The sequence below is a fragment of the Neobacillus terrisolis genome (assembly GCF_051233475.1).
Lineage (GTDB): Bacteria > Bacillota > Bacilli > Bacillales > Cytobacillaceae > Bacillus_BU.
Map to the genome: position 1 here is coordinate 239,008 of NZ_JBKFGH010000006.1, position 13,635 is coordinate 252,642.

At 37.9% G+C, this 13,635-nt stretch carries 13 protein-coding genes; all 13 read left to right on the plus strand.

Annotated features, from left to right (window positions below; translation table 11 throughout):
• Nucleotides 1-112 precede the first annotated feature (112 nt).
• Nucleotides 113-1,003, plus strand: coding sequence for a superoxide dismutase (locus tag ACI48O_RS05140; protein ID WP_435560658.1), 891 nt, complete (start codon nucleotides 113-115; stop codon nucleotides 1,001-1,003).
• A 129-nt stretch (nucleotides 1,004-1,132) separates the two neighbouring features.
• On the plus strand, nucleotides 1,133-2,281 hold the full coding sequence (locus tag ACI48O_RS05145) for a D-alanyl-D-alanine carboxypeptidase family protein (protein WP_435560659.1): 1,149 nt from the start codon (nucleotides 1,133-1,135) through the stop codon (nucleotides 2,279-2,281).
• Complete coding sequence (locus tag ACI48O_RS05150; RefSeq protein WP_435560660.1) at nucleotides 2,274-2,867, plus strand: nucleoside recognition domain-containing protein; 594 nt, start codon at nucleotides 2,274-2,276, stop codon at nucleotides 2,865-2,867. Before ACI48O_RS05145 ends, ACI48O_RS05150 begins: the two co-directional genes overlap by 8 nt.
• Nucleotide 2,868: 1 nt before the next feature.
• Entirely contained in the window at nucleotides 2,869-3,405 is a 537-nt protein-coding gene (locus ACI48O_RS05155; protein WP_435560661.1) for a spore maturation protein, read from the plus strand.
• 472 nt (nucleotides 3,406-3,877) lie between these two features.
• Nucleotides 3,878-4,606, plus strand: a complete 729-nt coding sequence (locus tag ACI48O_RS05160) for a pseudouridine synthase (protein ID WP_435560662.1) — start codon at nucleotides 3,878-3,880, stop codon at nucleotides 4,604-4,606.
• 104 nt (nucleotides 4,607-4,710) lie between these two features.
• Nucleotides 4,711-5,235 (plus strand): thiol-disulfide oxidoreductase ResA, encoded by a 525-nt coding sequence (gene resA, locus ACI48O_RS05165; RefSeq protein WP_435560663.1) that lies wholly within the window; start codon nucleotides 4,711-4,713, stop codon nucleotides 5,233-5,235.
• 19 nt (nucleotides 5,236-5,254) lie between these two features.
• The gene (gene resB / locus ACI48O_RS05170) at nucleotides 5,255-6,880 is read left to right on the plus strand and encodes a cytochrome c biogenesis protein ResB (RefSeq protein WP_435560664.1); all 1,626 of its coding nucleotides are present in this window, start codon (nucleotides 5,255-5,257) and stop codon (nucleotides 6,878-6,880) included.
• 33 nt (nucleotides 6,881-6,913) lie between these two features.
• The gene (gene ccsB / locus ACI48O_RS05175) at nucleotides 6,914-8,095 is read left to right on the plus strand and encodes a c-type cytochrome biogenesis protein CcsB (protein WP_435560665.1); all 1,182 of its coding nucleotides are present in this window, start codon (nucleotides 6,914-6,916) and stop codon (nucleotides 8,093-8,095) included.
• Nucleotides 8,096-8,369: 274 nt separating this feature from the next.
• Nucleotides 8,370-9,086 carry a response regulator gene (locus ACI48O_RS05180; protein ID WP_435560666.1) on the plus strand — a complete coding sequence of 239 codons (717 nt, stop codon included), beginning with the start codon at nucleotides 8,370-8,372 and terminating at the stop codon, nucleotides 9,084-9,086.
• Nucleotides 9,083-10,867, plus strand: coding sequence for an ATP-binding protein (locus tag ACI48O_RS05185; RefSeq protein WP_435560667.1), 1,785 nt, complete (start codon nucleotides 9,083-9,085; stop codon nucleotides 10,865-10,867). Before ACI48O_RS05180 ends, ACI48O_RS05185 begins: the two co-directional genes overlap by 4 nt.
• A 204-nt stretch (nucleotides 10,868-11,071) precedes the next feature.
• Entirely contained in the window at nucleotides 11,072-11,605 is a 534-nt protein-coding gene (gene sigX, locus ACI48O_RS05190) for an RNA polymerase sigma factor SigX (protein WP_435560668.1), read from the plus strand.
• A complete protein-coding gene (locus ACI48O_RS05195; protein ID WP_435560669.1) occupies nucleotides 11,598-12,761 on the plus strand; it encodes a negative regulator of sigma-X activity in 1,164 nt (387 codons plus the stop codon). The genes sigX and ACI48O_RS05195 overlap by 8 nt, the downstream gene beginning before the upstream one ends.
• 163 nt (nucleotides 12,762-12,924) lie before the next feature.
• The gene (locus ACI48O_RS05200; RefSeq protein ID WP_435560670.1) at nucleotides 12,925-13,626 is read left to right on the plus strand and encodes a peptidoglycan DD-metalloendopeptidase family protein; all 702 of its coding nucleotides are present in this window, start codon (nucleotides 12,925-12,927) and stop codon (nucleotides 13,624-13,626) included.
• The last annotated feature ends 9 nt before the right edge of the window (nucleotides 13,627-13,635 follow it).

Consider the following 13,635-nt stretch of genomic DNA (forward strand, 5'->3'; position numbering starts at 1 on the left):
AAGTGGTCACCTTTTTTCGTATTTCTTAGCGAAATGGAAGTGTAATTTTTGTCATCATTTCAGTCATCCTTCATACGATAGATACGATAGAAAGGGAATGGGAGGAAAGAGGATGACAAAGTTTGAAAATTACGTAAAGGATGTTGCAGGCTGGAATAAACAATTAGTTCAATTTCTAGAATCTGAACAGGTTGAAAAAGAGGAAGAAATTTGGGACCGGCTTGATCAATTTACAAATATATTAGAAACGGTATCAGCATCTCCTACACAGCAGCAGTTAACCGAAATTCAGTCTCAAGTTGAAACTTTATATGAAGAAATGGAAAGGTATTTCTCTGAAAGACAGCAATTAGGTTCTGTTTGGATGAAAGAACCCGTTATTCCGGCTGGTGGACATTCCTTACCACCATTGCCCTATTCTTATGATGCTCTTGAACCGATTATTTCTAAGGAAATAATGGAACTTCATCATGATAAGCACCACAGGTCTTATGTAGAAGGACTGAATAAAGCTGAAAAAATGCTAAAAAAAGCTCGTGAATCTCATGATTTCGCCTTAGTTAAGCATTGGTCAAGGGAATTGTCCTTTCATGGGTCGGGTCATTATCTTCATACTATTTTTTGGAATAATATGAAACCAAAGGGTGGCGGCAAGCCAACTGGTAAATTATTATCCACGATAGAATCCTATTTTGGCAGCTTCGAAGCGTTTAAAAAACATTTTACAGAAGCTGCAAAAGAAGTCGAAGGTGGTGGATGGGCACTCCTAGTTTGGTCGCCAAGATCACGTCATTTAGAGATCCTGCAATCTGAGAAACATAATAACCTAACACAGTGGGATACTGTCCCTTTGCTAGTCTTAGATGTTTGGGAACATGCATACTATCTTCAATATAAAAATAAACGCGCGGACTATATTAATAATTGGTGGTCGATCGTCAACTGGAAAGACGTTGAAAAGCGATTTGAAGAGGCAAGTCAGTTAAAATGGAGACCTTTTTAATTAAAAACTACTAATCTGCACACATATATGTGTGCATTTTTTAATCTTTAATTTACCAGGTTAGTTGTCATATTGGCTTTGTACTTGCATAAACTTGTACAAACTCTAAAAGGAGACGAGGTTTCCAAAATGAAAAAGTTTTGTCAGTTTATCCTCTTTTTCTTTCTACTTTCAATAGTTGTTATAAATATCCCGACACGTGCTGAAGCTTCTGTTTCCGTTAGTGCAAGGAGTGCTGTATTAATTGAGCAAAATTCAGGCCGTATCCTATACCAAAAAAATGCCTTTGAGGTGAGCAGAATAGCGAGTATTACCAAAATAATGACCGCTATCTTAGCGATAGAATCCGGAAAGCTAAATGAAATGGTAACTGTAAGCAATCGTGCGGTTAGAGCAGAGGGGTCCTCCATCTATTTAAAGCCGGGAGAGAAAATTAAACTTGAAGATTTAGTATATGGATTAATGCTTAGGTCAGGAAATGACGCAGCAGTAGCCATTGCTGAACATGTTGGCGGGAGCTTAGAAGGTTTTGTTTTTTTAATGAACCAGAAGGCGGAGGAAATTGGCATGAGCAAAACCCATTTCGCCAATCCACATGGGCTCGATGATTCAAAGTCACATTATTCAACTGCTTACGATATGGCGATTTTAACGAAGTATGCAATGATGAACAGTACATATCAAAAAATTTCGGGTACGGAAATATATCGATCTGACAATCCTAACGAAAGCTGGGATCGGGTATGGAAGAACAAAAATCGTTTGCTCACCGAAAAATATAAATACTGTACTGGAGGAAAGACAGGCTATACCAAATTGGCAAAAAGAACATTGGTTACTACTGCCACAAAGGGGGATATGAATCTTATCGCGGTCACGCTTAATGCCGGAGATGATTGGAATGATCATATATCCATGTATGAAAATGCTTTCGAACAATATGATATTGCCGAAATACTAAGCTCAGGTACTGTATCAGCGGTAAAGAATTCTTTTTATAAAAAAAATCTATATTTAAAAAATTCGTTTGAATATCCGCTTACTTCACCAGAAGAGAATCAAATTAAAATCCAATATAAAATGTTGAAGCCGAAAAAGGAATGGAAGAACGAAGAAAATATCCCGAAGGTTGTTGGACATGCGATCATCTATTTTGATGATAAGAAAATTAAGCAGATGCCAATTTACTATCGGCATAAACAAAAAAAGGATTATTCCACTTTTGATTATTTCAAAAGCGTCTTTACGTCAGTTGCTGGTGTAAAGATAGATGGTTAACTATATTTGGGTCGGAATGACGGTGATTGGAATTGTTTTTGCCCTTATTAATGGAACCATTAAAGAGGTAAACGAAGCCATCTTTAATGGTGCAAAAGAAGCTGTTACATTATGTATTGGTTTAATCAGTATCCTTGTTTTCTGGTTGGGAATGATGCGGATTGCGGAAGATTCAGGGTTGCTAAAAAAATTATCATCATTATTTCGTCCGATTGTCGTCCGACTATTTCCGGAAGTACCACCAAATCATCCAGCCATGGGGTATATTTTATCCAACATGATGGCCAACATGTTTGGACTGGGGAATGCGGCTACCCCGTTAGGAATCAAGGCAATGGAGCAGTTAAAAAAATTAAATGGAGATAAAAATAATGCCAGCCGCTCGATGATCACGTTTTTAGCGATCAATACAGCGAGTATAACGATCATTCCTACAACTGTTATCGCGATCAGAATGAATTATCACTCTGATTCCCCGACAGACATAGTTGGTCCGACGTTAATTACAACAGTTTTTTCCGCAATAGCGGCAATCATGATTGATCGATATTTCCACTATCGAAGAAGCCGAAAAGGAAGAGAATAATATGGAACTTATTTCTCTGATTTCACTTTGGTTGATTCCTGTCTTAATCGGGGGCATCTTAATCTATGGAACAATAAAACAAATTCCTACTTATGAAAGCTTTGTTGAAGGTGGAAAAGAAGGGATAAAAATCGCTGTTTCGATCATTCCTTATTTAGTGGGAATGCTGGTGGCGATAACGGTATTTCGAGCTTCGGGAGCACTTGATTTCTTAATGAAAATGGTCGGTCCGTGGGTTAAAGCGATTGGTATTCCATCTGAAATTATTCCGTTAGCGCTCATCAGACCGATTTCAGGGACGGCAGCCCTAGGTATGACCAGTGATTTAATTGCAACGTATGGGCCTGACTCGTTTACGGGAAGATTGGCTTCCGTACTCCAAGGAAGCACGGATACCACTTTTTATGTATTAACTGTTTACTTTGGAGCAGTTGGAATAAAAAAAATGGGTGATGCGCTCAAGGTGGGGTTAATTGCTGATATTGTCGGCATTGTTGTCGCTATTGCAGTTGTTGCTTTTGTTTATGGGATGAACTAGCCCTAGTCAAAAAATTTGTTCGTAATCAATTTTTGAGCGGACATAGAGGCCCTTATTTTAATGAAATAACCCTTTTTCTAGACTTAAGCGGACACAGGAGACCTTATTTAGATAAAAACCACTGAATAATGCCAAGTTATCATCAGATAAGGAACCTGGTGTCCGCTTAGCTTATCAAAACAACCCTTTTTGTGAAAATAACGGAACTGATGTCCGCCACCATAGGCAACGGAACCCGTTTAAACAAACTGGGTTATTTTTTTTGCTTCTCGCCTTAGTGCTCCAGGAAGGAATGATCATCTCCCCGCAAGGTCATCACCCCTTATTTATTCGACACCATTAAACATTTTTTTCATTTTCTTCTACATAATAAAGCTTGCTTACTTTGAAATTTGACGAACTTATGTCATAATTCTTAAGAATAGAATCGATAATTCTATGCTTTCGATAATCGAAATTGAGGAGGCATTTAATGGAACGCTTGCAAAAGGTAATTGCTCATGCAGGTTTTGCTTCAAGAAGAAAGGCTGAACAGCTAATCTTAGATGGAAAAGTAACGGTAAATGGAAAAGTAGTTAAAGAGCTCGGCGTAAAAGTTTCTCCAAATGATAAGGTCGAGGTAGAAGGGATCCCGGTTGAACGAGAGGAGCCTGTTTACTATCTTTTTTATAAACCAAGAGGTGTTATCTCGAGTGTAAAGGATGAAAAAGGGAGGAAGGTAGTAACGGACTACTTGCCGGACATTAAGCAAAGAGTATATCCGGTAGGAAGACTGGATTACGACACATCGGGCTTACTCCTTCTGACTAACGATGGGGAGTTTGCAAACTTACTCATGCATCCAAGCAATGAAATCGAAAAAGTTTATGTTGTAAAAACAAAAGGAATTCCATCAAAGGAAAAACTTAAACTGTTGCAAAAAGGGGTAGTGCTGGAAGATGGAAAAACAGCCCCAGCAAAAGTTAAAATGATTTCCTTGGATAAACGGAAACAAACAGCGATTATTGAAATTTCGATTCATGAAGGAAGAAATCGACAAGTTAGAAGAATGTTTGAGGCTATCGGCCACCCTGTCATGAAATTAAAAAGAGAGAGGTATGGCTTAATCACCTTAGCAGGATTATCTGCAGGGGATATTCGCGAACTAACACCACATGAAGTGAAGCAAATCAGAACGATGGCAACTAGTAAAAGTTCGTAAATTTGTCACATTTTGGCCGTTAGTTAACAATGTAGCGATGTTGTTAAGTGCTATAATTTATTGGGAAAAATTGCTTTTAATTAGTACTAAGGGGGGAAGTACAGATGAAAAAGCAGCGGTTGATGATTAGAACATTCATTTTGCTTATCTTGGGAGCAGCGATTGCCTACACACTTTATGCCAATTTTACAAAAGATGATAAACAAACCGTTGAGATTGGAAAAAAAGCGCCTGATTTTGCTTTGGTTGATTTAAATGGAGAGAAACACAAGCTTTCCGATTATAAAGGACAAGGTGTGTTCTTAAATTTCTGGGGAACATGGTGTAAACCTTGTGAAAAAGAAATGCCCTACATAAATCACCAATATCAGCAATTTAAGGATCAGGGAGTTCAAGTCCTGGCCGTAAATGTTGGAGAATCAGACCTTGCAGTGAAAAAATTTGCTGAACGGTATCAGCTTGACTTTCCGATTGTGATTGATAAGGACAGTGAAGTCATGCATGCCTATGGAGTAAATCCATTACCGATAACATTCTTGATTGATAAGGATGGAAATGTTGTAAAAACGCATACAGGGGAGCTAACTGAAGCGATGGTAAAGGAATTTATGGAGCAGATTAAACCATAAAAAACGGGGAGATTTTTTCATGAACGAAGTAAAGTGTGAATGTGGTCATGTCAATCCTCACGGTACCATACTATGTGAAGCATGTGGGAAAGTACTTGTGGAAGAAGACAATAATGAGAAATTAGTTGATATGCGCTATGAAGGAAGCGCTCGACGTTCACAAACTTATAACAAAACCATTATTGATAAAGTTTGGAATTTCTTTTCATCGGTTAAAGTGGGAGTTTGGTTAATTGTCATCACGTTAATTGCATCTGGTATTGGGACTATTTTCCCGCAGGAAATGTATATTCCGCCTGTTATGCCGGCGGATGAGTATTATAAAGACCAGTATGGCGTACTGGGAGAATGGTTTTACAAGCTAGGTTTTCATAACTTGTACAGCTCTTGGTGGTATTTAATATTAATTGCTTCCATTGGTGTTTCATTAGTCATTTGCAGTCTCGATAGAGTGGTACCCTTATATCGAGCATTAAAGGGACAACGTGTTACCCGTCATGAAGGGTTTTTAAAACGGCAGCGCCTTTTTGGTACAAGCGAGACGTCATCTCAAGACAGTGCGCTGGATAAGGTAAAAGAAAATCTAAGTCTAAAGCGATACCATATCCGTGAAGAAAATGGTAATATTCTTGCAGAAAAGGGACGTTTTTCAAGATGGGGTCCATATATCAACCATATTGGCTTAATTATTTTCTTGATTGGCGGAATGCTGAGATTTGTTCCCGGTATGTATATCGATAAAGTTCTCTGGGTACGTGAAGGGGAAACGAAAGTGATTCCCGAAACGAATGGGGAGTATTATTTAAAAAATAATCAATTCCTTCTGGAGACGTATGAAAAGGGAAAAGATAAAAAGGTTTTTGAAGAGGCAATCGACAAAAAAGGAATGATGGCAAAAAATTATCAATCCACAGTCACGCTCTATAAAAAACAAGGCAATTCCGTAGCAGGTGAAGAAGCTCAGCTTGAAAAAGTAAAAGATTACAAGATTCGTGTGAATCATCCTTTAAAGTTTGAAGGGTTTGCTTTATATCAAGTTGATTATAAATTGAATGAAATGAATAAAATGTCATTTAAGCTTACGAAAAAAGCAACAAATGAAGAGTTTGGGGATTTAAAAATAGATTTATATAATCCTAAAGAACAATATGATCTTGGGAATGGATACAAAGTAGAACTATTAAGCTACTTCCCAGACTTCGAATTTGGGGAAAACGGGGATCCCACAACAAAATCCCGAATTCCAAATAATCCAGCATTCGTATTTAATATGATTACTCCTGATAAACCAAAAGGGGAAACAAGTTTTGTAGCAATCCGTCAGACCATTGAACCATTTGGAGATAATGAATATAAAATGGCGTTTAATGGGATCGAAACGAAGAATGTGTCTGCTTTAACGGTTCGAAAAGATTTAACCATTTGGGCAATCATTTTAGGTGGAATTATTTTTATGATTGGTGTTATTCAAGGGGCATACTGGAACCATCGCCGAATTTGGATCCAACAAGTCAATGATCAAATATGGGTTGCATCACATACGAATAAAAACTGGTACGGTTTAAAACGTGAACTTCAACTTATATTTAAGGATACAGGTATAAAGGAACCAGGGGATCAATCAGAAAAAGTCAAGGACAATTAAGGATGGGGAAAAACAAATAAGGGGGAAAGATGAGTGGTCAATTTAAGTGCAAACTTGCTTTTTATTGCGTTTATTCTTTATTTGGTCGCCACTCTGTTTTTTGGTGGAGCTATTAAAGAAAAAAAGGGGACAAATGATTCGAATAAGCCAAATTCCTGGGCAAAAATAGGAATTGTGATATCTATCATAGGCTTTATTGCCCAATTAGGATATTTTATTTTAAGATGGGTTGCTGCTGGACATGCTCCTGTCAGCAATTTGTATGAATATACCACATTCTTTGGTATGGCTTTAGTAGGCGCGTTTATTGCTATTTATTTTATTTATAAAACACCGTTATTGGGACTATTTACATTACCGGTTGCGGTATTGGTTATTGCGTATGCAAGCATGTTCCCAAGAGAAATAACGCCGCTTATACCTTCGCTACAAAGTAATTGGCTGCATATTCACGTTACTACCGCTGCATTGGGTGAGGCGATCCTGGCGATTAGCTTTGCAGCTGGGTTAATCTACTTAGTTAAGGTAGTTGATCAATCTAAATCAAGCAAAAGGACTTTTTGGCTTGAACTTGTTTTGTTTGGTTTAATTACGACTTTAGGTTTCGTACTAGTTTCTACTACTTTTTCGATGATGGACTATGAATCAAAATTTACTTGGATCGACAAAGGTGGGAACGAATCAGAACTCATTTATACGATTCCTGCGGTAACTGGTCCGCATGAGGGCAAGCTGTTAACAAAAGGGGCATTTGAACCAATTATCGAAATGCCTGCAATCATCAATGCAAAAAAATTAAATACGGTTATTTGGTCGCTTGGAGCCGGGCTTCTATTATATGGAGCTGTTCGCTTGTTGTTAAGAAAAAGAATTGCTGCTTCATTGCAACCATTAGTAAAGAATATTAATTTAGATTTAGTCGATGAAATAGGATACAGATCAGTCTTAATCGGTTTTCCTGTGTTCACTTTAGGGGCATTGATTTTTGCAATGATCTGGGCTCAAGTTGCTTGGACTAGATTTTGGGGCTGGGACCCGAAGGAAGTATGGGCATTGATTACATGGCTGTTTTATGCGGCGTTTTTACATCTGCGCTTGTCAAAAGGCTGGCATGGTGAGAAGTCAGCATGGCTCGCTGTAATTGGATTTGTTATCATCATGTTTAACCTTGTAGCTGTTAATTTGGTCATTGCTGGTCTACACTCATATGCATAAACTAGATTTTTAAGATTAGATTCATTAGGGGTTAAATCCTATTATTTGCAATATCAAGCATCTCATGTGAAACATTTTTTAGATATTGTGGTATAGGGTTTGACCCCTGTTTAATATTTATTAGATTGACAAACAATAATAAATATATTTTAACTAGTCAAGGAAACCTTACTTGCTTAATATTCTGAAAATTATTGTGTTCACAATAATGTTAGAAAGTTCACAGTAAATTTAACACCTATTCTGTAAAATATCTGCGAGGGGGCATAAATACATGGACAAAGACGTTAAAATTTTAGTAGTAGATGATGAAGAAAGAATTCGCCGCTTATTAAAAATGTATCTTGAGCGCGAAGAATACATAATCGATGAGGCTGAGGATGGAAATGAAGCCTTAGCCAAAGCAATTGCTAATGACTACGATGTCATCCTTCTTGATTTAATGATGCCAGGTAAAGACGGAATAGAAGTCTGCCGTGATCTCCGGGAGAAGAAATCTACTCCCGTTATTATGTTGACTGCAAAAGGTGAGGAAGTTAACAGAGTTCAAGGATTTGAGGTTGGAACAGACGATTATATCGTAAAACCGTTTAGCCCTCGTGAAGTGGTACTGCGTGTAAAGGCATTATTACGTCGTTCTTCACAAACTAGTTACTTACAAACCGAAACAACAACAAAAGATGTCATTGTTTTCCCACATTTAACCATTGATAACGATGCCCATCGTGTAACTGCTGATGGGAAGGAAGTTAGCCTAACTCCAAAGGAATATGAATTACTTTATTTCCTTGCAAAATCTCCGGATAAAGTGTTTGACCGAGAACAATTGCTTAAGGAAGTATGGCACTATGAGTTCTTTGGTGATCTTCGTACAGTAGATACCCATGTTAAAAGGCTGCGTGAAAAACTAAATAAAGTATCGGAACAAGCAGCAAGAATGATTGTGACGGTATGGGGAGTCGGCTACAAGTTTGAGGTTATCAATGAATGATGTTCTGGCGAAGTGTTGTAGGTAAGCTTTGGTTTACCGTTCTTTTCCTCGTTTCATTTGTATTGTTTATTCTTACCATTATGTTGCTTGAGTTCTTTGATAACTATCATATTGAACAAACTAGAAACGGATTGGAAAACACAGCAATTCAAATGGCAAGAATATTAGAGAATCATGATGAGATTGATCAGGAATTAGGCTTAGATATAGCCATGGAATTAGTGGACAAGAACTCTAGTGCCTTGGTGATTTTTGATCCTAAACATTATTATTATTCGCCAAACACGGACCAGTCTGAGCAGATTCAAGTTTCTTTTTTAATGAAGGATGAAAATTTTTCAAAGGTATTTCAAAAAGAAACGGTTCGCAAACAAATTTCATCTTTGGAAAAAATAAACGATGAGACGGCGTCACAGGTATTAGTGATCGGCGTCCCATTTATCAGTCAAACGGGTGACAACGCAGCTGTCTTCATTTATCAGCCGTTAAAGGTTATGCAGGAGACGACCCAGACGACCACTAAGTTCATATTATTGGCAGCTGGAGTTGCCATTATTTTAACCACTATATTCGCATTCTTTTTATCGACCCGGATTACGGCTCCGCTAAGGAAAATGCGGGAGGCTGCATTTGAGGTAGCAAGAGGCAAGTTTGATACTAAAGTTCCGATTTTATCACATGATGAAATTGGTGAGCTGGCAACTGCCTTCAATCAGATGGGCCGCCAATTAAAATTTAACATGAATGCCCTTAGTCAGGAGAAAGAGCAGCTTGCGAGTATTTTGAGTAGCATGGCTGATGGGGTTATCACTTTTAATCGTGATGGTACGATCCTCATTACGAATCCGCCAGCAGAAATTTTCTTGCAAAATTGGTATTTTGATCAAAATGAAACAAATTCAAATATTGAAGCAGTTCCTTCTGAAGTAATGGAATTGTTCCAATTAGCTGTTAATACTGAAAAAGAACAAATTGGTGAAGTCTCTGTACAGGGAAGATCTTGGGTTATTATCGTCAGCCCACTCTATAATAACAAATTCATCCGTGGAGCCGTTGCGGTCATTCGGGATATGACAGAGGAAAGAAGACTGGATAAGCTGCGTCAAGACTTTATTGCTAACGTCTCTCATGAACTCCGAACCCCAATTTCGATGATGCAAGGGTATAGTGAAGCGATTGTAGATGATATTGCCGAATCAAATGAAGAGAAAAAGGAATTAGCAAAAGTCATTTACGATGAATCGTTAAGAATGGGTCGACTTGTTAATGAACTATTAGATCTTGCGAGGATGGAAGCGGGCCATATTCAATTAACAGTTGAAAAAATAGAATTTAAGCCGTATATTCATAGAATTACAAGAAAATTCCAAGGCCTTGCCAAAGATAAAGACATAACCTTAACAGTCGAAATGAAAAACGACGAAGAAGTTTTTTATTTTGATCCGGACAGGATTGAACAGGTCTTAACTAATTTAATTGACAATGCCATTCGTCACACCCCAAGTGGTGGTTCTGTTACTGTAATAGAGAAAAGTGATGAGCGTGGTTGCTTTATCGAGGTTTGTGATACAGGTTCAGGAATTCCTGATGAAGACATACCATTTGTTTTTGAACGCTTTTATAAGGCTGATAAAGCAAGAACAAGAGGAATTTCTGGAACAGGATTAGGTTTGGCTATTGCAAAGAATATTATTAATGCTCATAAAGGGCATATTTCTGTTCAAAGTAAACAAGGTTATGGTACGACATTTTCTGTTTTTCTGCCACGAAATATTGAGTAAAATGAGGTTTTGTGCCGATTGTTCTTGATACACGGGAAACAATACCTGCTAATTAAAAACCTATCCGATTTGGATAGGTTTTTTTTACGAAAAAATTCGATTAAAAGGTTAGTTCTCTTTTCGTGAACAAGCCTTATAATTAAAAGTGAAACTTTTTTTTCTGGTTGACGACTAATTAAATGAACGGGGAGGGGAAACCATTTTATGGACTCCGTTTTCTTAGACTTATATACAAAGTATCACCAGCATGTGTTTCAATTTTTATTCTATATGGTAAAAAACCGTGAACAGGCCGAAGACCTAGTCCAAGAGGTTTATATAAGAGTATTAAAATCATACCAGCGATTTGAAGGGAAGAGCAGTGAAAAAACATGGCTGTTTTCTATTGCACGAAATGTTGCGATTGATCATTTTCGCAAGCAAAAAGGCTGGAGACAGAAGATGTTCGGTACCTTCGATTGGTCAACTCAGCAGGTGAAAGATGAATATCCTTTGCCAGAAGAGATTGCAATGCAAAGGGAGGAACTGCAAATCATGTATCGAGCACTTGATCAATGTACACTTGATCAAAGAATGGTCCTTGTCATGCGCTACCTGCAGGACCTCACCATTGCTGAAACAGCGACTGTGTTAAACTGGACGGAAAGTAAAGTGAAAACGACACAGCATCGTGCTTTAAAGGCGTTAAAAAAACAGATGGAAGAGATGGCCGAAAAGGAGGGATTCGTTCGTGAGTAAAGCAGATTGGAAGGAAGAGCATCTCGAAGAACTGCTTAAACAAATGCCAAAGGTAAACGACAACCGTAATCCCGATGATCTTTATCAGCTTATATCTAACAATGTAAAAAAGAAAAAACGAACTAGCTGGATTATACCCGGCTTTTCAAGCCTGGCAGCTATCATTCTTATGATCATTCTTATTCCGAGCTTCTTTGATGTTGATAATCGCGTCAACCATGATTCGATTCAGGAATCTAAATCAATGGATAAGGCTGAGAAAAGGGAATCTACAAGTTTAAAAATGACTCAGGATAGTAATAGCAACCAAATGGAAGCTCTAATTGCAATCAATAAGACGGCCGTTTATGAAGAGGATTTAGCCGGTAAAGAGCTTCTTACTTTTGGGATACCTGATAAAAGCGCTTTGAATGTCGTACCAGTAAGTGTTCTCGTCAATAAACAGGCTTCAAAAAGCTGGTTTGATTATTTTAATGAAATCATGCCTATATTAACGGAAGAAAATTGGGGGTTAACTGATTATTTTCCTTTAAATGGTACGTGGACGTATCATCGTCAGGAAAAAACAATCAATTTTGATGTTCCGAGTGATCACCAATACGGTCTGGGATCAGCTAGCCAAACGATGTTTGAGAGATCACTTGCGATGACATTTCGAGGCCAAAATGAAATTCATAAGATCACCCTTTCTACTTCAAATAACCCGGGAATCAACTTAGGAAATAGTGAATTAACACAAATAGATCTACTAGCTGTTCGAAAGGACCGCCATCCATATTTACTAATGTATACCGGCAATTATCAAGAGCCGCTGTTTGTCCCTACTCAGGAGACGGTTCCTTCCTTTGAAGCAGCGCTTGATGCAATGAGAATATCCGAACCGACTTTAGGTTTAACCTCAGCGATACCAGAAGGGCTAAACATTGATCATATCGTCACCGATAAAAAAACCGCAGTTATTTATTTTGAAAATCAAGCTGAAATTCCTGAAACACCGGAAATGATCTATGGGGTGGAAGCCATTTTACTAGCAGCTAAATCATTTGATTTTTCTACAGTAGAGTTCAAACACGATGAAACAAAGCAAATCGGCCCGTTTCAGCTCAATACACCAATTAATGTACCGTTAGCCGCCAATAAAAAAGAAATTCAATAAAGTGAAAGAGACTAACTTTCCGGGTTAGTCTCTTTATTTTTTTCTAGGATAAATATGAATATGAATGAATAAAAAAGAGAAAATCCACCAAATAATAACAAGGTGATTTTGTTTAAATACAGTACTCAAAGCTAAACGGGGAATATTAATAAGGAGGAACATAATGCGAGATCAAATAAAACGGCTTTTGAAAGCGGTTGTTTTGGCGCTCTCTATCGGCCTATTATTTCTCGGTGAAAAGGTAGCAAAAGCGGACACTGTCAATATTAACGAGCAAACGGATGATTGGATTTGGCCTTCAAACGGTGTTATTACAGATTTATATGGGACAAGAAGAGGCGTACATAAAGGAATAGATATTGCTGCGGAAGCAGGAACTCCTATTTTTGCAGTTGATGATGGCGTAGTAAGTAAATCATACTTTTCTGAAACGTATGGAAATGTTGTATTTATAAAACACCAAAATAGCTTTGAAACGGTTTATGCCCATTTAAAGTCGCGCAATGTCGCTGAAGGAGTGCAAGTAAAACAAGGCGCGATTATTGGCAGTATGGGGAATACTGGAGACTCTTCAGGTGTCCATTTACACTTTGAAATTCACAAGCAAGAATGGACATTTGATAAGCACAATGCAATTGATCCTATCCTTGCATTAGGGGAGGTTTCAGTTGGAAAATCTGTTGCCGCGAATGTGAACAAGGTACTTGAGGTATCTGGGCGTGCGAACCATCATTATGTTGTTCAACCAGGCGACACACTTACCTCCATTTCTCGTAAGACAAGTACATCCGTTGAAAACATTAAGCAAATTAATCACCTTTCCTCAGATATTATTGTTCCAAAGCAAGTCCTGATTGTTCAGTAAAAAACAACA

Coding starts and splice junctions, on each gene's coding strand:
- ACI48O_RS05185 (WP_435560667.1), top strand. CDS start 9,083: ATGATGTTCTGGCGAAGTGTTGTAGGTAAGCTTTGGTTTACCGTTCTT.
- ACI48O_RS05180 (WP_435560666.1), top strand. CDS start 8,370: ATGGACAAAGACGTTAAAATTTTAGTAGTAGATGATGAAGAAAGAATT.
- ACI48O_RS05200 (WP_435560670.1), top strand. CDS start 12,925: ATGCGAGATCAAATAAAACGGCTTTTGAAAGCGGTTGTTTTGGCGCTC.
- sigX (WP_435560668.1), top strand. CDS start 11,072: ATGGACTCCGTTTTCTTAGACTTATATACAAAGTATCACCAGCATGTG.
- ACI48O_RS05155 (WP_435560661.1), top strand. CDS start 2,869: ATGGAACTTATTTCTCTGATTTCACTTTGGTTGATTCCTGTCTTAATC.
- ACI48O_RS05140 (WP_435560658.1), top strand. CDS start 113: ATGACAAAGTTTGAAAATTACGTAAAGGATGTTGCAGGCTGGAATAAA.
- ACI48O_RS05145 (WP_435560659.1), top strand. CDS start 1,133: ATGAAAAAGTTTTGTCAGTTTATCCTCTTTTTCTTTCTACTTTCAATA.
- resB (WP_435560664.1), top strand. CDS start 5,255: ATGAACGAAGTAAAGTGTGAATGTGGTCATGTCAATCCTCACGGTACC.
- ACI48O_RS05160 (WP_435560662.1), top strand. CDS start 3,878: ATGGAACGCTTGCAAAAGGTAATTGCTCATGCAGGTTTTGCTTCAAGA.
- ACI48O_RS05150 (WP_435560660.1), top strand. CDS start 2,274: ATGGTTAACTATATTTGGGTCGGAATGACGGTGATTGGAATTGTTTTT.
- resA (WP_435560663.1), top strand. CDS start 4,711: ATGAAAAAGCAGCGGTTGATGATTAGAACATTCATTTTGCTTATCTTG.